At 68.4% G+C, this 18110-nt stretch carries 17 protein-coding genes; 11 read left to right on the top strand and 6 right to left on the bottom strand.

The annotated features are described in order from the left end of the window. Window positions 1–60: 60 nt before the first annotated feature. On the bottom strand, window positions 61–1464 hold the full coding sequence (locus RXV79_RS17350; protein WP_316699268.1) for an aminotransferase-like domain-containing protein: 1404 nt from the start codon (window positions 1462–1464) through the stop codon (window positions 61–63). Between the two features lie 127 nt (window positions 1465–1591). On the opposite strand from RXV79_RS17350, the gene RXV79_RS17345 reads away from it, so the two are divergent. Genes RXV79_RS17345 through RXV79_RS17320 form a run of 6 tightly spaced genes read left to right on the top strand, consistent with a single transcriptional unit; the run spans window position 1592 to window position 8434 of the window. Then, the gene (locus tag RXV79_RS17345) at window positions 1592–2875 is read left to right on the top strand and encodes a hydroxymethylglutaryl-CoA reductase, degradative (RefSeq protein ID WP_316699267.1); all 1284 of its coding nucleotides are present in this window, start codon (window positions 1592–1594) and stop codon (window positions 2873–2875) included. Window positions 2876–2925: 50 nt separating this feature from the next. Continuing rightward, the gene (locus RXV79_RS17340) at window positions 2926–4119 is read left to right on the top strand and encodes an ABC transporter substrate-binding protein (protein WP_316699266.1); all 1194 of its coding nucleotides are present in this window, start codon (window positions 2926–2928) and stop codon (window positions 4117–4119) included. Window positions 4120–4141: 22 nt separating this feature from the next. Next, window positions 4142–5059 carry a branched-chain amino acid ABC transporter permease gene (locus RXV79_RS17335; RefSeq protein ID WP_316699264.1) on the top strand — a complete coding sequence of 306 codons (918 nt, stop codon included), beginning with the start codon at window positions 4142–4144 and terminating at the stop codon, window positions 5057–5059. A 5-nt stretch (window positions 5060–5064) separates the two neighbouring features. Continuing rightward, on the top strand, window positions 5065–6858 hold the full coding sequence (locus RXV79_RS17330) for a branched-chain amino acid ABC transporter ATP-binding protein/permease (RefSeq protein ID WP_316699263.1): 1794 nt from the start codon (window positions 5065–5067) through the stop codon (window positions 6856–6858). A 2-nt stretch (window positions 6859–6860) separates the two neighbouring features. Further along, a complete protein-coding gene (locus RXV79_RS17325) occupies window positions 6861–7571 on the top strand; it encodes an ABC transporter ATP-binding protein (protein WP_316704134.1) in 711 nt (236 codons plus the stop codon). Continuing rightward, window positions 7571–8434: a hydroxymethylglutaryl-CoA lyase gene (locus RXV79_RS17320; RefSeq protein ID WP_316699261.1), complete on the top strand. Its 864-nt coding sequence runs from the start codon at window positions 7571–7573 to the stop codon at window positions 8432–8434. The genes RXV79_RS17325 and RXV79_RS17320 overlap by 1 nt, the downstream gene beginning before the upstream one ends. On the opposite strand, the gene RXV79_RS17315 is transcribed toward RXV79_RS17320, so the two are convergent. Beyond that, window positions 8415–9428, bottom strand: a complete 1014-nt coding sequence (locus RXV79_RS17315) for a hypothetical protein (protein WP_316699259.1) — start codon at window positions 9426–9428, stop codon at window positions 8415–8417. The genes RXV79_RS17320 and RXV79_RS17315 overlap by 20 nt on opposite strands. A 151-nt stretch (window positions 9429–9579) precedes the next feature. Here RXV79_RS17315 and RXV79_RS17310 point away from each other — a divergent pair, with 151 nt between their 5' ends. Together RXV79_RS17310 and RXV79_RS17305 are read left to right on the top strand one after the other, a co-directional pair. Next, entirely contained in the window at window positions 9580–10101 is a 522-nt protein-coding gene (locus tag RXV79_RS17310; protein WP_316699257.1) for a GNAT family N-acetyltransferase, read from the top strand. Then, window positions 10098–10598, top strand: coding sequence for a GNAT family N-acetyltransferase (locus tag RXV79_RS17305; RefSeq protein ID WP_316699255.1), 501 nt, complete (start codon window positions 10098–10100; stop codon window positions 10596–10598). Before RXV79_RS17310 ends, RXV79_RS17305 begins: the two co-directional genes overlap by 4 nt. Here the strand turns inward: RXV79_RS17305 and RXV79_RS17300 are convergent. Continuing rightward, the gene (locus tag RXV79_RS17300; RefSeq protein WP_316699253.1) at window positions 10579–11136 is read right to left on the bottom strand and encodes a DUF3617 domain-containing protein; all 558 of its coding nucleotides are present in this window, start codon (window positions 11134–11136) and stop codon (window positions 10579–10581) included. The genes RXV79_RS17305 and RXV79_RS17300 overlap by 20 nt on opposite strands. A gap of 86 nt (window positions 11137–11222) precedes the next feature. Between RXV79_RS17300 and RXV79_RS17295 the strand changes: the two genes are divergently transcribed. Then, window positions 11223–12659, top strand: coding sequence for an alpha/beta hydrolase (locus RXV79_RS17295; protein WP_316699252.1), 1437 nt, complete (start codon window positions 11223–11225; stop codon window positions 12657–12659). Window positions 12660–12886: 227 nt separating this feature from the next. Beyond that, window positions 12887–13714: an N-acyl amino acid synthase FeeM domain-containing protein gene (locus tag RXV79_RS17290; RefSeq protein WP_316699251.1), complete on the top strand. Its 828-nt coding sequence runs from the start codon at window positions 12887–12889 to the stop codon at window positions 13712–13714. 27 nt (window positions 13715–13741) lie between these two features. On the opposite strand, the gene RXV79_RS17285 is transcribed toward RXV79_RS17290, so the two are convergent. Both RXV79_RS17285 and RXV79_RS17280 read right to left on the bottom strand, forming a co-directional pair. Then, a complete protein-coding gene (locus tag RXV79_RS17285) occupies window positions 13742–15598 on the bottom strand; it encodes an ATP-binding protein (protein ID WP_316699249.1) in 1857 nt (618 codons plus the stop codon). Between the two features lie 118 nt (window positions 15599–15716). Then, window positions 15717–16079: a DUF1304 domain-containing protein gene (locus RXV79_RS17280; RefSeq protein WP_316699247.1), complete on the bottom strand. Its 363-nt coding sequence runs from the start codon at window positions 16077–16079 to the stop codon at window positions 15717–15719. Between the two features lie 144 nt (window positions 16080–16223). On the opposite strand from RXV79_RS17280, the gene RXV79_RS17275 reads away from it, so the two are divergent. After that, entirely contained in the window at window positions 16224–17231 is a 1008-nt protein-coding gene (locus RXV79_RS17275; RefSeq protein WP_316699244.1) for a tripartite tricarboxylate transporter substrate binding protein, read from the top strand. Between the two features lie 252 nt (window positions 17232–17483). Here the strand turns inward: RXV79_RS17275 and RXV79_RS17270 are convergent, their stop codons facing one another. Further along, window positions 17484–18107 carry a glutathione S-transferase family protein gene (locus RXV79_RS17270; protein WP_316699243.1) on the bottom strand — a complete coding sequence of 208 codons (624 nt, stop codon included), beginning with the start codon at window positions 18105–18107 and terminating at the stop codon, window positions 17484–17486. Between the last annotated feature and the right edge of the window lie 3 nt (window positions 18108–18110).

Here is an 18110-nt window from a genome sequence, read left to right as displayed (position 1 = left end):
GCAGTGCGTGCCGATTGCGAAGGATTCACGCTCCGTCGATGAGTACCCGCAGGTAGAGGGTTAGGACGCGACGCGCCGCAGTGCCGCCTTCAGCGCCTTCGCGAACCGTGGGTCCGTCACCGCGCCGACGTTGAAGCGTGACCATCGGCTGATGGCCGCCGAGTCGACGCAGAACACCCGCCCCGGCGCGATCACGATCTTCTGAGGGAGCAGCTCGCGCGCGAAAGCCAGCGTGTCGGGCACACGCGGGAGCGACGCCCACACGTACAGCGACTGTGCGCTGCGCGCAAAGATGTCTGCGCCCACCGAATCGAAGAGCGCGGTGGCCTTTTCGGTTGCCTCGCCCAGGCGCGCTCGCAGCCGCGTGAGGTGGCGCTGGTAGTGCCCCTCGCTCAGGATGACGTCGATCGTGCGCTCGCAGTACTCGGAGCTGCTCACGTGGATCAGCGCCTTCAGGTCGGCGAGATCACTGGCCAGGTCTGCCCCGCACGCGATGAAGCCCACGCGCAGCGCGGCCGAGAACGACTTCGAGAAGCTGCCGATGTAGATCGTGCGCTCCAGTTGATCGAGCGATGCGAGGCGCGGCGAGGCGGTCGGCTTGAAGTCGGCCAGCGGGTCGTTCTCGACGATCAGCAGGTTGTGCTTCTGCGCCAGCTGAAGCACCCGGAACGCCTTCGCGGCGCTCAAGTCGGAGCCAGTCGGGTTGTGGCCGAGCGATTGCGTGAAGAAGAGGCGAGGGCGGTGCTCGATGAGCTGCTGCTCCAGCGCTTCGAGGTCTGGCCCGTCGGCCAGCCGGGGGACGCCCACGATGTGCGCCCCCGCGAGCTTCAACTTGCCGAAGAGCGGGTAGTAGCCCGGGTCATCGACGAGCACTGCCGCGCCCGGCGGCACGAAGTAGCGGATCACCATGTCCATCGCTTCGTTGGCGCCGTGGGTGAGCACGATCTGCCGGGGCTCGGCCCCGATGCCGAAATCTGCCAGCTTGCGCACGAGGTGCAGGCGCAGTGGCTCGTAGCCATGGCGGCTGCCATAGCGAAAGAGTGCACCGAGCCCCGTGCGCACGACCTTGTGGTGGTACTTGTCGAGCCGGGCCTCCGACAGCCATTCCACCGGCGGAAACCCATCGCCCACCGAGAGCGTGCCGGGTTCGGCCTTCAGCTGCTCGCGCATCAGCCAGACGATGTCCATCGCGCGCCCGAGCGAGCCTGCCTCTTCTTCATGGGGTGCCGGGCCGGGCAGCGCCTGGACGTAGTAGCCCGAGCCGCGCCGGGGCAACACGAGCCCGCGGGCCACGAGCGTCTCGAACGCCGAGACGACCGTGTTCTTCGCGTGGCCATGCAGGCGCGCGAGGTCGCGCAGCGAGGGCAGCTTGTCGCCAGGCTTGAGTTGGCCGCTTCGGATCTGGTGCTCGATGCTGTCGGCCAGCGACTGTGCAACGGAGGTGGTCGGTGATGTCGTGCTCATGCCGCGCATGGTGTCAGCGCCTCCGGGTGTCTGGCACAGCGGGCCTCGCTGTCCCGAAAAACTGTACCTGTGCAAGCTGGTACAGCGTTCCTAAAGTGTCCTCCAACGCAACCGCAATGCAGCACACATGGACTCCCGCCTCGCCAACTTCCGCGCGCTCACACCGGCTCAGCGCCTGGCTCACATCGCCTCGGCCGCCGACCTCGACGACGACGAGCGCCGTGCCATCGCAGAGCCTGGTGCACTCGGAGTCGCACGCGCCGACGGGATGATCGAAAACACCATCGGCACCTTCGAGCTGCCGTTCGGTGTGGCGGGCAACTTCGTCGTCAACGGGCGCGACGTGCTCGTGCCGATGGTGGTGGAAGAGCCCTCGGTGGTGGCCGCGGCGTCGTACATGGCCAAGCTGGCGCGTGCGGGTGGCGGCTTCGAGACGTCCAGCACCGGCCCGCTGATGCGCGCGCAGGTGCAGGTGATCGGGCTGTCGGACCCCTTCGGCGCGCGCCAGGCACTGTTCAAGCAGCGCGATGAGATCCTCGCGATCGCCAACAGCCGCGACCAGGTGCTGGTGCGCCTGGGCGGCGGGTGTCGCGACATCGAAGTGCACCTGTTCCCCGAAACGCCACGCGGCCCGATGGTCGCGCTGCATCTCATCGTCGACGTGCGGGATGCCATGGGGGCGAATGCGGTGAACACGATGGCCGAAGCGGTGTCGCCGCTCGTCGAGCGCATCACCGGCGGCAGCGTGCGGCTGCGCATCCTCTCCAACCTGGCCGACCTGCGCCTGGCCCGTGCCCGGGTCCGCCTCACGCCCGAGGTGCTGGCGACGAAGGAGCGAAGCGGCGAGCAGATCGTCGACGGCATCCTCGACGCCTGCAGCTTCGCCACCGTCGACCCCTACCGCGCGGCCACGCACAACAAGGGGATCATGAACGGCATCGACCCCGTGATCGTGGCGACCGGCAACGACTGGCGCGCCGTCGAGGCCGGCGCCCACGCATATGCCTGCCGCGCCGGGCGCTACACCTCGCTCACGCAGTGGGAGCGCGACGCCAGCGGCGCGCTCGTGGGCACCATCGAGCTGCCGATGCCGGTGGGGCTGGTGGGCGGGGCGACCAAGACGCACCCGCTGGCACGCATCGCATTGAAGATCCTTCAGGTGCAGACGGCGCAGGAGCTGGGCGAGATCGCCGCCGCCGTGGGGCTCGCACAAAACCTCGGTGCGTTGCGCGCGCTCTCCACCGAAGGCATCCAGCGCGGCCACATGGCCCTGCACGCTCGCAACGTGGCCCTCGCCGCCGGGGCTTCCGGCGATGAGATCGACCGTGTGGCCCGCCGCATGGCCGAAGAACACGACGTGCGTGCCGATCGCGCACTGGCCCTGCTGCGCGAGATCCACGGCGCGCCATGACTTCCTGTTCGCAGGATTCCCCGTTCACAAGACCTATCAAGGAGACACCCATGCTGTTCACCCAGGGAACCCGAAAGCTGCTCGCGGCGGCGCTCGGCGCGCTGTCGTTCACGGCGTTTGCGCAAGACATCCGCATCGGCTTCAACGCCGATCAGTCGGGCACCGGCGCGGCCGAGCTGGGCGTGGCCGCCCGCCACGGCTTTGACCTCGCCATCGAAGACATCAACAAGGCCGGCGGCATCGGTGGCAGAAAACTCGTCGGCCTGATCCGCGACGACACCGGCCAGCCGCCCAAGTCCATCCAGAACATGACCGAGCTGATCGACAGCGAGAAGGTCGTGGCGGTGATCGGGCCCACCAACTCGGGCAACGCACTTGCCTGGCTGCACATCCCTCAGCAGAAGAAGATTCCCGTCATCGGGCCCGTGGCCACCGCCACCGACATCACCCGCCGCTACGCCAGCGAGCCGCAGAACTACATCTTCCGCGTCTCGATGGTCGATCGCGAGCAGGTCTCGCTGCTCGTGGCCTACGCGGTGAAGGCCACGAAGAATCAGAAGATCGCCTTCATCGCCGACACCACGGGCTTCGGACAGCAAGGCACGAAGGACCTGACCGAGGTGCTCGCGCTGCACGGCCAGAAACCCGTGGCGGTGGAGAAGTTCGGCCCGAAGGACACCGACATGACCTCGCAGCTCGCGAAGATCCGCGACAGCGGCGCCGACACAGTGATCGTCTACGGGCTTGCCGATGCCAATGCGCAGCTGCTGCGCAGCATGGAGAAGATCAACTACCTGCCGACGACCCTCGGCACCTGGGGCAACATGAGCACGCCGCTGCTCAACATCGCCGGCAAGAAGCTCGCCGAGCACATCATCTTCGCCACCTCGACCGCCGAAGACAGCAACCCGCGCGCCATTGCCTTGGCGGCACGCGTGCGGGAGCGCTACCCGCAGATGCCCACCTTCGTGGCAGCGGCCCAGTCGTATGACTCGGTGATGCTGCTCGCCTCCGCCATCCGCAAGGCTGGCAGCACCGACGGCGAGAAGGTGGCGGCCGTCCTCGACAGCGGCGTGCCCGACACACAGGGTGTGGTGAAGCTCTACAAGGCACCGTTCTCCAAGGCCAACCACGATGCGCTGTCGGTGAACGACTTCCATCTTGCCCGGTGGAAGGATGGCAAGGTCACGACCTACGTCGATGCCGTGTCCAAGAGCCTGACGCCCGCCGACTTCAAGAAATAAGACGCACGCCAGGAGATCCGCAATGGGCGACTTGTTCCAGGCGCTGCTGAGCGGCCTGGCGCTCGGGGGCGTGTATGCCCTCGTGGCGCTGGGCTTCAGCATCACGCACACGACCACCAAGACGCTGAACTTCGGCCAGGGCGAGTTCCTCGTCGCCGGCTCCTTCATCGCGGTGGCCAGCCTGCTGTTGCTGTCGGGCAAGGCGCACACCGGCGTGCTGGCAGCGGCCGACGTCACGCCCGGCCGTTACGGCCTTGCACTGCTGGTGTCGCTGGCGGTGCTGGGGGCGATGGGCGTGCTGCTGTACTACACCGCGGTCCGGCCATTCTTCGGTGCCAGCAGCACGGCGTGGGTGATGAGCACGATCGGCTTCGGGATCATCGTGCAGAACACGGCCCTCGCGATCTGGGGCCCTGGCTCGATGGCCATGCCGTCGCCGCTTGGCGATGAGGTGATCCGCATCGCCGGCGCTGGCATCCGGCCGCAGGAGATCCTCGTCATTGCAGTGACCGCCGTCGTGATGCTCGCGCTCGACCATGTGCTGCGCAAGACGAAGATCGGCAAAGCCGTTCGCGCGGTGGCCGCCAACAAGGAGGCTGCAGCGCTGATGGGCATCAACGTGTCGGCGATCGTGGTGCTCGCTTTCGTGGTCTCGTCGGCCCTCGCCGGCTTGGGCGGCCTGCTGATCGCGCCGATCACGACCGCGTCGGTGTTCATGGGGCTGGCGATCGCGTTGAAGGCGTTCTCGGCCGCCATCGTGGGCGGGCTCACGAACCCGCGCGGCTGCATCGCGGGCGGCTTCCTGCTGGGCGGCATCGAGGCCTTCATCGGTCTATGGCGTGCAGAGATGCGCGAGATCACCATCTTCGTGCTGATCATCCTGGTGCTGGTGGTCAAGCCCGAGGGGCTGTTCGGGCAGAAGCCCTTCGAGAAAGTGTGAGTGCGATGACGAAGAACCACACCCTCGCATTCGCCGCAGCCGTGGTCGCCGCGGTGCTGCTGCCGCTCGCCACGAGCAACGACTTCCATCTCAAGATCATCTTCACTGCCGGTGTCTACTACCTCGCCGCGGCGGGGCTCAATGTGCTGGTCGGCTGGAGCGGGCAGAAGTCGCTGGGCCATGCGGGGCTCTTTGCGGCGGGCGCCTACACCTCCGCCTTGCTCACCGCCCAGGCGGGCTGGAATGCCTGGCTGGCGCTGGCGGCGGCGGCCGTGGTGGCGGGCCTCTTCGGTGTGCTGATCGCGCTGCCGTCGCTTCGGGTCAAGGGCCCCTCGCTCTCGATGGTGACCATCGGCTTCGGCGTCGTGGTGGAGAAGGTCGTCACCGAGTGGCAGGTGCCTTTCGGCGGGCAGCAGGGCATCTATGGCGTGGCGTCGCTGTCGTGGGGCGGGCAACCCCTGAGCATGCGCGGCTGGGTCTGGCTTGTGCTCGGTTTCGCCCTGGCCACGCACCTGATGTTGCGCGCACTGCTGGCCGGCAAGTTCGGCCGTGCCTGGCAGGCGGTGCAGGCGGCGGAAGTGGCGGCCGAGAGCGTGGGTGTCAACGTGTACCGCATGAAGGTGCTGGCCTTCGTCGTGAGCGCTGTCACCTGCGGCGTGGCGGGCGCGCTCATCGCGCAGCAGAACCAGTACATCAACTCCGACTTCATCAGCTTCAACCTGTCGATCTTTCTGCTGCTGGTGGTGCTCTTCGGTGGCCCGTCGGTGGTGGGGCCGGCGCTCGGTGCGGTGGTGCTGACGCTGCTCGATGCGTTTCTCGCGCGCTGGCCCGGCTTGCAGCACTTCACCTACGGGGCGCTGCTGCTGTTTGCGCTGTATGCGATGCCCCAGGGCCTCTCGGGTACGCTCGCGCGCCTGCGCAAACCGGCGAAACAAGCCTTGCCAGAGGGCGCAGGCGACTGGTCGCCGCGCTTTCCCAGCGGGCGAGACGCCAGCAGCGTGATGCTGCAGGCCGAGCACCTTCGCAAGGCCTACGGCGGCGTGGTGCCGACCCACGACGTGAGCCTCACGCTCAAGCCCGGCCATGTGCACGCGCTCATCGGCCCGAACGGGGCCGGCAAGACCACCTTGCTCAACATCCTCTCGGGCATCGTTCGGCCCGACGGCGGGCGCATCGTCTTCACCGGACACGACATCACGCAGCGCCGTGCCAGCCAGGTGTGCGTGCTGGGCATCGCGCGCACCTTCCAGAACCTCAAGCTCTTCCCGGCGATGAGCGTGCTCGACAACGTGCTCGTCGGCCTGCACCCGCACCTGCAGGCAGGCTTCTTCGAGTGCCTGCTGTCGCTGCCTTCGGCGCGGCGGGAGGAGGATGCGGCCAGAGCCGAAGCGATGTCCCTGCTGCGCTTCGCCGGCCTGGAAGAGCGTGCGCTCGAGGCCGCGGGCAGCTTGCCATATGGCCTGCAGCGCCGCCTGGAGCTGGCGCGTGCGCTGGCCACACATCCACGCCTGTTGTTGCTCGACGAGCCCGCTGCCGGTCTCAACCCACAGGAGACGGGGGCGCTGACCGAGCTGATCCGGCGCATCGCCGCCAAGGGCATCACGGTGTTGCTGATCGAGCACCACATGGACCTGGTGATGGCCGTCTCCGACCATGTCGTGGTGCTTGACCATGGCCAGAAAATCGCCGAAGGCACCCCCGCCGCCGTGCAGGCCGACCCGCGCGTCATCGCGGCCTACCTGGGCGTGGACGACGACGAGACAGCACCCATCGACCAACCTCAGGCCTGCGCCGCATGACGATGCTCAACGTTCAACAACTCGACGTGAACTACGGCGCCGTCAACGCACTGCGCGGCGTGAACCTGAGTGTGGCGGCCGGCGAGGTCGTCACCATCATCGGCGCCAACGGGGCCGGCAAGAGCACGCTGATGAAGGCGATTTCTGGCCTCGTGCCGGCGGCGCGCGGCCAGATCGAGTTCGAGGGGGGCACGCTGGCGTCGGTGCCGCCCCATCGGCGTGTGGGCCTGGGCATCGCGCAGTCGCCCGAAGGCCGGCAGGTGTTTGCCGACCAGACCGTGCGCGACAACCTTGTGCTCGGTGCCTACCTGCGCGACGCGCCGAAGGACGAGATCGACGCCGACATCGAGGCCCAGTTCGACACCTTCCCCCGCCTGCGCGAGCGGCAGCACCAGCTCGCCGGCACGCTGAGCGGCGGCGAGCAGCAGATGCTCGCCATCGCCCGCGCGCTGATGGCGCGGCCGAAGCTGTTGCTGCTCGACGAGCCTTCGCTCGGCCTCGCGCCGCTCATCGTGAAGGAGATCTTCGCGGTGATCCGTGCGTTGAAGGCCAAGGGCGTGACCATCCTGCTCGTGGAGCAGATGGCGAACCAGGCCTTGAAGGTGGCCGACCGCGCCTATGTGCTGAAGACGGGCGAGGTGAGCGCCTCGCGGCCCGCACGCGATCTGCTGGACGACCCGGCCGTGCGCGAGGCCTACCTCGGGAAGCATTGATGGCGCGCATCAAGATCGTCGAGGTCGGCCCGCGCGACGGGCTGCAGAACGAGAAGGTGCTCATCTCCACCGACACCAAGGTCGAACTGGTGGAGCGGCTCATCGCGGCGGGCGTCACGCACATCGAAGCGGCCTCGTTCGTGTCGCCCAGGTGGGTGCCACAGATGGCCGACAGCGCCGAGGTGATGCGGCGCGTGCCACGCCCGGCCGGTGTGCGCTACCTCGCCCTCACGCCCAACCTTCAGGGGCTCGATGCGGCGCTGGCGGCCGGGGTGCACGAAGTGGCGGTGTTCGGCTCGGCTTCGGAGGCGTTCTCACGCCGCAACATCAACTGTTCGATCGCCGAGAGCCTGGAGAGATTTCGCCCGGTGCTCGCGCGGGCGCGCGACGAGGGCCTGAAGGTGCGCGGCTACGTGTCGTGCGCCGTGGCGTGCCCCTACGAAGGCGCGATCGCACCGGAGGCTGCCGCCGAAGTGGCGCTGCGCCTGCACCAGATGGGCTGCCACGAGATCGCGATGTCAGACACCATCGGCCGCGGCACGCCGGGCACCGTGTGCGCGATGCTGGCCGCATGCCTGAAGCATCTGCCCGCAGCACATCTGGCCGGCCACTATCACGACACCTTCGGCAGCGCGCTCGCCAACATCGAAGCCTCGATCGGGATGGGCCTGGGCACCTTCGACAGCTCGGTCGCGGGCCTGGGGGGTTGCCCGTATGCCGAAGGCGCGACGGGCAATGTCGCGAGCGAAGCCGTGGTCGCCCGCCTGCAGGAGCTCGGCCACGACACCGGCATCGATCTCACACGCCTGCGCGAGGCCGGTGCGTTCATCCGCCACGCACTGCTTACTGCGCCACGCCGGTGACCCATGCGCGGCGGATCAGCGCGCCGCAGTCGGCCGACTCGTTGCCACCACCCAGCGCATCGGAGCGCGCGACGATGCCGTACCAGGTCTTGGTCGCATCGACCCACGGGTAGAAGCCGAAGGCGCCGGCGCTGCTGAAGGCGCCGTCGCTGCGCGTGGGGTCGTCTTCCACCCAGTGGCCGAGGGAGTAATGCCAGTCGAGGCCATTGGTGATCGGAGTGGAGAGCGCATCGCTGCAGGTCGCAGGGTTGGTGCAGACCTTGTTCGCGCCGAGGAGTGCGCCCAGGCGCAGCTGGTTGTTGATGAGCTTGCGCAGGAAGACGGCGTAGTCGTTGGCGCTGGTGCGCACCCCGCCGGCCGGTTGCGGCTGGGTGTAGGTCATCGCGATGTCGTTGCCGAGCAGGCGGCGCATCTCGGCGGCGAGTGCCGCGTTGTCCATCGCGCCGAGGTCGACGCCGGGCGCTGCGAGGCTCGCATGCTTCTGCATGTGGCCGCCGTTGTAATAGAACTTGCCCACGTGCGCGGGGGTCTGCACGTCGTTGTCGTTGCGGGCCACGCAGCTGGCTACGGTGTCGGTCTGCTGGCAGTCGCCGATGGGCACGAGGCCGGTGTAGCCGCTGCGGAAGGTGAGGTACTGGATGTCTTCGGTGGTGAGCACGCCACCTCTGCGCTCGGCCACATACGCGCCATAGAGCCATTTCGAGGCCGAGGCGATCGACATCACGGTGCTTGCGCTGTAGGTGGTGGCATTGCCGGCCGCGTTGACCGAGCCGCTCGCCTGGCGCTGGGTGCCGTCGCCGATCTCCCAATAGAAGGGGCGGATCGGGTTGCACAGGTTGCTCGTGCTCTGTGCGGTGGCCGTGGCCGCGGCCGTGCGCTGTGCGAGATCGGGGCCGCTCGGCGGCGGGGCAGGCGAATCGGAGCTGCCGCCGCAGGCACTGAGTGCCACGGTGGCGAAGAGCACGGCAAGGATGGCGGGCCGGCGGTCGAGCATGGTGATCCCTCGGGTGTTGCTGTTGTGGGCTGAATTCTGGCAAGCGGCTTCGCGGGCTTGTGTTTCCGGCGTGCAAAGACGCGGTATCTGTTTGCGACACGCGGCGGGTGCTGACGATTAAAGTGAGCGCCCCTCTTCCAGGAGTTTCGTGATGAGTGTCGTCTTGCAGCAGCTCGACGCCGACGCCACGCGGGCGCATGTGCCCGCGCTGTGTGACCTGTTGATGGACTGCGTGGCCGGTGGCGCCTCGGTTGGCTTCGTGCAGCCGATGTCGGTCGCCAAGGCCCAGCGCTTCTGGGAAGGCGCGGCGGACGCGGTCGAACGCGACGAGACCGTGCTGCTGGTGGCGCGCGATGGCGATGGCCGCATCGCCGGCACCGTACAGCTCATGCTCGCGACGAAGGAAAACCAGCTGCACCGCGCCGACGTGTCCAAGCTTCTCGTGCACCGCCGCGCACGGCGCCTCGGCGTGGGCGCGCAGCTGATGCGAGAAGCCGAGGCCGTGGCGCGGCGCATCGGCCGCACGGTGCTGGTGCTCGACACCGCCACGCCTGAAGCCGAGCGGCTCTACGTGCGCGAGGGCTGGTCGTTGTGCGGCACCATCCCCGACTACGCGCTCATGCCCGACGGCTCGATGTGCGCCACCACCATCTTCTACAAACGGCTGTCATGAGCATCGAGATCATTCAAGCGCCGTCCGGCTTCAGGCAGTGGGCCGAACTCTGGGAGCTGCTGCTCGCAGCGTTCGACGATCAGAAGGCGCGCATCGACCCACCCTCTTCGCTGTACCGGCTCGATGCGGAGTCGCTGGCCCGGAAGGCGCAGGACGAAACCCTTTTCCTGGCGGTCGAATCGGGGCAGTTGATCGGCTGCGCCTTCGCGAAGGTGAAGGTCGATTGCGTGTATGTCGGCAAGGTGGCGGTCAAGCCAGGCCGCCAGGGGCAGGGCATCGGCCGCCGGCTCATGCAGGCGGCCGAGCGATTTGCGCGGCAGACCGGCAGGCCGGTGATGGAGCTCGAGACGCGCATCGAGCTGGTGGAGAACCACGAGACCTTCGCCGCCCTCGGCTTCGTGCGCACGGCCGAGCATGCGCACGAGGGCTATGCGCGCCCGACCTACATCACGATGCAGAAGCCGCTGCGGGCGGAGATCACTTCCCCAGGGGCCTGACGCTGCCGCACTCGGCGCCGAGCCAGCGGCCGGTCTGCTCGACCGACACGCGCTCGTTCTGGCCGAGCACCACCGTGTCGACGATGCCGCGGCTGGTGTAGGCCGTCGGGCTCTGGAAGTCGACCACCGCTTCGCCGCTGGCCGGTGGGTTGGTGGTGCAGCTGAACTTCACCTTCATCGAGGTGGCGGTCTTTTCCAACACGTCCTGCGTGCAGTCGCCAGCCTGCTGGGGGATGGTGCCGCGCTCGGCGTCTTCCTTGGTGATGCAGGCGTTGACGGTGCTGCTCTTGTCACCGAGCTTCACGCCCTGCTGGGCCATCACTTCCTCGACCTGCTTGCGCTGCGCGGGCGGCAGGCTCGCGATGTAGGCCTGCGCTTGGCGCATCGCCATCTCGGCCTTGCCGGTCTGGCTCTTGATCGACATGTTGATCTCCCACAGGCCGGCTTCTACGCGCGGGCCGGGGGTGGTCTGCGCCTGCGCGGCGAGCATGGTGCCGGCGCAGAGCAGGGCGGTGAGTGGTGTCTTCGACTTCATCATCGATGCGGGGTCCTCTGGAGATGCTGCGGTCGGGTCATCGGCCAGAATGCCGGCCTGTGATGACCCACCTGCCAATGATCCGACGAGTGCGGAACCTGACCGTGGCCGCGGCCCTTTTCTTCACAGGGGTTCTGGCCGCGGCGCAGACCGCGAGCACCGCGCCCTGCGTGGAGCCCGTGCCGCCACCAGCCTCGGGCGCCGCGCCCGTGCTGCCCCCGCCGCGCCTGCAGCAGCTTCAATACAAGTGCCTCAAGCTCAACGGCGGCCAGCGGGTGCTGACCGGCGAAGCGGGTGATGCGAAGGCGCCGCCCGTGCTGCTGGTGCATGGCCTCGGCAACAACGCGCACCGCGACTGGGCGCCGGTGATCCGGCCGCTGGCGGCGCAGTTCCATGTGATCACGGTCGACCTGCCGGGCTTCGGCGCCTCGCCGGGCAACGGCGAAGGCTACTCATTCGTCGCGCTCGGCCGGGTGCTGTCGCAGGTGCTGGAGCAGCTGGCGCCGGGCCAGAAGGCGCATGTGGTGGGTCACTCGCTGGGCGGTGCGGTGAGCCTTTTCTTCGCGCATGCGTATGGCGCGCAGGTCGAGCGGCTCGTGCTGGTTGACGCGGCCGGCATCCTGCTCAAGACGGTGTACGTGCAGCACATGGCCAACCTGCGCACGCCGCAGGTTGGCATCGCGCCGGTCGATCGCATCCTGAGCGGCGTGAGCGATCGGCTGCGCGGCATCAAGCGCGGCGTGTTCGGCAACCTCGACGACCGTTTCGACTTCAGCCGCTGGCTGGCGCAGAACCCCGGCATCCGCTTCGCCCTGCTCGGCCGCTACACGCAGGTCGAGGCGGGGCTCGGGCTGGTGGAGCACGACTTCACCCGCGCCATCCGCGAGACCACCGCGCCCACCACCGTGATCTGGGGTGCCGACGACCCCATCGCACCGCTGCGCACCGGCCGCCTGCTGGCCGCGCGCCTGCCCGACGCACGCCTCAAGGTGATCGACGGCGTGGGCCACACGCCGATGCTTGAAAGCCCCGAGGCCTTCCGCGCGTTGCTGGTGGAGGCACTGACGGCGCCGCTTGCGCCCAAGTATTCGGTGACGGTGCCCGAGATCTCGCAAGGCGACGTCACCTGCTCGGCCGACGCCAACCGCAGCTACACCGGCCGCTTCGACACGCTCACGCTCGACAACTGCCTCGGCGTGCGGGTGCACTCGGCGCGCATCAAGCGCCTCGTGCTCAGGGGCTCGACCGTGACGATCGACGACACGGTGGTCGAAGCCGACGACGTGGCGCTCGCCGCCACCGACAGCGAGGTGACCGCCACCAACCTGCGCCTCGCCGGCCGCGTGGCCGTGCGCGCCGAGAACAGCCGCATCGACCTCGCGGGCGCCAGCCTCGTGGCGCGCGACATGGCGGTGGAAGCGCCGCCGCCCAGCCGCGTGTACTTCTCGGTGAGCGAGATGCGCGGGCGCGAGAACACCGGCGACGTGCACACCGTCTGGTCACAGACACCCGCCATCGCCAAGTGACGTCATGCCGAAGGGTGCGTTGACGACCACTTGACCACCCCTTGGCCATCCCTTGAATTTGGGGGTTAGCAAACGAAGTTGTCACCAAGTACGCCTGGGGTGCGCTTGCGCAAACAACTCGCAACAACTCATGCGCGTGACCCCTCTAGGTGCCGACTCGCCGCCTTGAGATGCTTGCATTGGGAGCCCGACAGAGCGAAACGCCACGGGTTGCAACAGGGACCATCATGTACAGGGAAGACTTTTCTCCGGCCACGCTGCTGCCGGTTTCGCGTGCGCCTGAGCTGGGCAGAAGCACGACCCCGCTGCCCGGTGCGAGCGGCACCGGGCCCGATGCCGTCATCACCGCCATCCCGCGGCCGGCGTCGACCGCCGTCGGCTTCGGCCTGCCGTTCAAGGTGAAGCTCGTGTGCGACGAGCTGCAGTTGCTGCGGGTGCAGGCGCTTCGTCAGCTCGCTTACGGCCGGCACCTGCCCGAGCAGGCCGCCGCCTTCGGCAGCGCCGACGCGCAAGACCGCACGCCGGGTACCGTGATCTTCTATGCCGAAGACAAGGCGACCGGCAGCATCGTGGGCTCGGCGCGCATCCAGAGCAACCGCCATGCACCGCTGCAGATCGAGGGCAGCATCGAGCTGCCGCCGGAAAAGCAGGGGCGCCTGCTGGCCGAGATCACGCGGCTGTGCGTGCTGCCCGGCTACGAGCACCAGGTGCGCCTGGCCCTGCTGAAGGCCGTGCACCTCTATTGCATCGCGATGCAGATCGGCGGCGTGGTAGCGGGCTCGCGCCGCTCGCTGCTGCGCACCTACCTGTGCCTGGGCTTCACCGACCTGTACGGCGACGACCGGCTGTGCCCGCTCCAGCATGCCGGCGGCCTGCCGCACCGCGTGCTATTCCGCGACACGCTGCTCGCCGACTCGCAGGTGCGCGACAAGCGCCCGCAAGACTACGATTTCGTGTTCCGCGAGTTCCACCCCGACATCGAAGTCTTCGAGGCGCTGGCGGCGGCGGTGAGCTTCGGCTTGAGCGGCCGCGGCGTCGCCGGCCTGCCGCACTGAACCGGTCGAACTGAACCGTGGGCCGGCTCAGGCCGGCGTCTGCGTCGCGGCCTCGTCGAGGTGCTGGGCGAGCACGGCCCGCAGTTGGTCGATGTCGAAGGGCTTGGCCAGGTAGTCGTCCATGCCCGCGGCGCGGCACTGCTCGCGGTCTTCGGGGAAAACGTTGGCGGTGAGGGCCACGATCGGCAGGCGCGGCAGGTGGTGCTCCGCCTCGTGCGCACGGATGCGGCGCGCCGCCTCGAAGCCGTCCATCTCGGGCATCTGGCAGTCGAGCAGCACGAGGTCGGGCCGTGGGTGCTCGGTCTGGCACACACGCTCGACCACGCCCACGCCGCTCGGCACCCGGTCGACCTCCAGCCCCAGGCGCACCAGCGACGACTCGCCCACGATGGCGTTCACCTCGTTGTCTTCGGCCAGCAGCACCTTGCCGCGCAGGCGGGCCGTTGACACGCCGTGGCCGGGCGGCAGCGAGGCCGGGCTCTGCGCGGGCGTGGGCGGCAGCTCGATGGGCAGCATCACCTCGAAGGTCGAGCCCTGGCCCAGGGTGCTGCGGCAGGTGATGCGCCCGCCCATCGCCTCGCACAGCGAGCGGGTGATCGAGAGGCCGAGCCCGGTGCCGCCGAAGCGGCGGGTGTTGGAGCTGTCGACCTGCACGAAGGGCTCGAAGATGCTGTCGAGCGCCGAGGGCGCGATGCCCACGCCGGTGTCTTCCACGCGGATGCGCAGCTGCCGCCCGCCTTCGGTCGCGGCGGCGTAGACGCGGATCGAACCCTTCTCGGTGAACTTCACCGAGTTGCCGATCAGGTTGAGCAGGATCTGCCGCAGGCGGAACGGGTCGGCCATCGCCACGCAGGGGCGCGGCAGGTCGATGCTGCCGTGGATGGGCAGGCCCTTCTCGGCGGCGCTCGGTTTGCACATCGCCACGCTGTCGTCGACGATCTGCGCCAGGTCGACCACCTGCAGGTGCAGCTTCACCCCCTGCACGCCGAAACGCGAGTATTCGAGGATGTTGTTGATGAGCCCCAGCAGGTGCTCGCCGCAGCGGCGGATGACGCCCAGCCCTTCGCGCGGGCTCGCCCCCGCGGGGCCGCTGAGCAGCATGTTCGAGACGCCAAGGATGCCGTGCAGCGGCGTGCGCAGCTCGTGGCTCATGTTGGCCACGAACTCGTTCTTCGCCTGGTTTTCCAGGCGCGCCAGCTCCAACGCCGAGCTGAGCTGCGTGGTGAGCTGCTCGTTGGTGTAGCGCAGCGTCAGCATCTCCACCACCTGGCGCTCGGAGCGGCGGGTCGACACCAGCAGCAGGGCGAAGAAGGTGAGGGTGGCGAAGGCGCCATAGGCGCCCAGCGCATCGCCGCGCGCCAGCATCATCAGGATGCCGGGCACCTGCATGGGCGCGGTGTACGCCACGCACGAGGGCCAGTCGGCGTGCAGCACGAAGGCCGCGATGGTGCTCACGCCCGCGAGGGTGGCGACCACCAGCGTCAACGTGGAGTGGTCTTCGATGCCGGCGAACATGAGACCGGCCAGCCCCCACGCGGCGCCGTCGATGAAGAGCATTGCGCGGCCCCAGTGCAGCCAGCGCAGCGAGTCGTTCTTGCGCCAGCGGAAGAGCAGGCCGTGTATCACCCGAGGCACCACCACGGCGACCTTGATGGTGAGCCACAGGTAGACGATGTCGCGGCCGATGATGTCTTGCAGATAGAGCGCCAGGGCCACGGCAAAGCCGGTGGCGGCGAACACGGCGACCGAGGTCTGGTCGAAGACCATCGCCATCTGGGCCACACGCACCCGCCTGCGGATGTCGTGCGCCGCATCGGGTGCGGCACCCGCCGCGCTTCGAGGCGCACCGGGGGTCGCGGAAGGCGTGGGGTCGGCTGCTGCCATGTGGCGAGCAATGTACCCCCGTTGGAGAGGGCCTCAAAAAAAACCGCCCCCGCACGGTGCATGCGAGGGCGGCGCCTGTGGTGGCGTGACGACGCGCCCCGTGGGGCGCACCGTACGCTCAGCTCATGAAGAGCACGGCGGCGATGGCGATGGCCCCGGGCACGGCCTGCACGAAAAGGATCTTGCGGCTCGCGGTGAGGGCGCCGTAGACCCCCGCCACCACCACGCAGCCCAGGAAGAAGAGCGCGACCGGGCGCCCCGTGGCGGCCAGCCCCAGCCACAGGCTCCAGAGAAGGCCCGCGGCCAGAAAGCCGTTGTAAAGCCCCTGGTTGGCCGCCAGCACCTTCGAGGCCGCCGCGAACTCGGGCGTGTTGCCGAAGACCTTGCGGCCGGTGGGCGTGTCCCAGAGGAACATCTCCAGCACCAGGAAGTAGAGGTGCAGCAAGGCCACGAGTGCGACAAGTGCGACGGCGATCCACATGGAAGTTCTCCTTTGTACGTATTTGGCTGGGTAGTTTTTTCTGCGTCTTCCGCGGAACGGCGGCTAGGGCATTCCCGGCTGGGCAGTGTACGGATCGGCACGCATAGTCCGCCGCCTCCCACTGCTGTCATCCTTTTCACACCCATGAGCCTGTCTGCCGACCGTCGCCGCCTGCTGCTGGCGGCTGCCGCCGCCCCCATCACCCTGTCGACCCCCCGCGTGCATGCGCAAGGCTGGCCGAGCAAGCCGGTGCGCATCGTCGTGCCCTTCGCCCCTGGCGGCACGACAGACGTGCTGGCCCGTGCGCTCGCCCCCGAGCTGCAGAAAGCCTTCGGCCAGCCCTTCGTCGTCGACAACAAGGCCGGTGCCGGCGGCAACGTGGGCGCCGCCGAGGTGGCCAAGTCGGCCCCGGACGGCCACACGCTGCTGCTCGGCACCGTGGGCACGCACGCGATCAACGCGGCGCTCTACCAGAGCATGCCCTTCGACCACATCAAGGACTTCGCCCCCATCACGCTGGTGGCCAACGTGCCCAACGTGCTGGTGATGAACCCCGCCAAGGCCGCCTCGGCCAAGATCAACAGCGTGGCCGACCTCATCAAGTACGCGAAGGCCAACCCCGGCAAGCTCAACATGGCGAGCGCCGGCAACGGCACCTCCATCCACCTCGCCGGTGAACTCTTCAAGACCATGAGTGGCACCTTCATGGTCCATTTCCCGTACCGCGGCTCGGGCCCGGCGCTCATCGACCTGATCGGCGGCACGATGGACCTGATGTTCGACAACTTCCCGTCGTCGATGCCGCACATCAAGTCGGGCAAGCTCAAGGCGCTGGCCGTGACCGGCAGCACCCGCTCCTTGACGATGCTGGACCTGCCCACCGTCGAAGAAGCCGGCGGCCCGGCGCTCAAGGGCTACGAGGCGACCTCATGGTTCGGCCTGCTGGCGCCGGCCGGCACGCCACCCGATGTGGTGAGCCGCGTGCAGCAGGAAACGGCCAATGCGCTCAAGAACCCTGCGCTGCGCGACCGCATGCTCGCGCAGGGCGCCATTCCGAGCGGCATGAGCTCGGCGGCCTTCACCCGGCTCATCGCTTCCGAAACGCGCAAGTGGGCCAAGGTGGTGAAGGCCTCGGGCGCGCGCGCCGAGTAGCGGGACGACCAGCACCTCGGCCGATCGCGGGCCGAGGGCCTCCAGCGCCACCCACCCACCGCGTTGCAGACAGTGGGCGCTGCCGGCGGGGAGCGTGAGCGTCGCGCGCGGACCGATGGCAAGCCAGCCCGCCGCGGGCAAGGTGATCCTTGCGCCACCGCGCTGCACGATCAGGTGGCTGCCTCGTTCGACCCATAACGATTGCGCCTGGCCGGGTTGCAGCCATTGGGATTCGGTGTGCATGTCGGCTCCTCAGGGTTGCCCGTTGCGGCCGTGGCGCAGAAAGCCCGGCCGTGTGCTCAGACGCTCGTAGTAAGCGGCGACGGCTGGCAGGGCGGGGCGCTCCACCGGCAACGAATGCCAGCGGTGCGTCGACAAGCCGAGCACCACGTCGGCCAGCGTGAAGGTGTCGCCCGCCGCATAGGCGCCGGTGCGGGCGAGTTGCGCGTCGAGCATCGCCATGTGGCAGTGAAACTCGGCGACGCTCGCTGCGATGGCGCTGCGGTCGGCGTGCTGCGGGCTTTGCCGCACCAGGCCCATGAAGGCGTAGCGCCAGCTGTTGTTGAGCTCGGTGGCCTGCCAGTCCATCCACTTCTCGACGGCAGCGCGGCCCTGCGCATCGGACGGCAGCAGGTCGGTGCGGCCGGCCTTGTGCGCAAGGTAGCGGCAGATGGTGTTCGACTCCCAGAGCACGAAGCCGCCGTCGAGGATGACCGGCACCATCGCGTTTGGGTTCAGCGCGGTGAACTCAGGGGTCTTCGTGTCGCGAAAGCCGGTGCCCCATTCCTCCTGCTCGAATGGACGGCCCAGCTCCACGCAGGTCCACAGCACCTTGCGCACGTTGATCGACGATGACTTTCCGAGCACTTGCAGCATGGC

Source organism: Piscinibacter gummiphilus (assembly GCF_032681285.1).
Lineage (GTDB): Bacteria > Pseudomonadota > Gammaproteobacteria > Burkholderiales > Burkholderiaceae_C > Rhizobacter > Rhizobacter gummiphilus_A.
The sequence above is the reverse complement of the archived record's forward strand: the minus strand, read 5'-3'. Positions and strand labels throughout refer to the sequence as shown.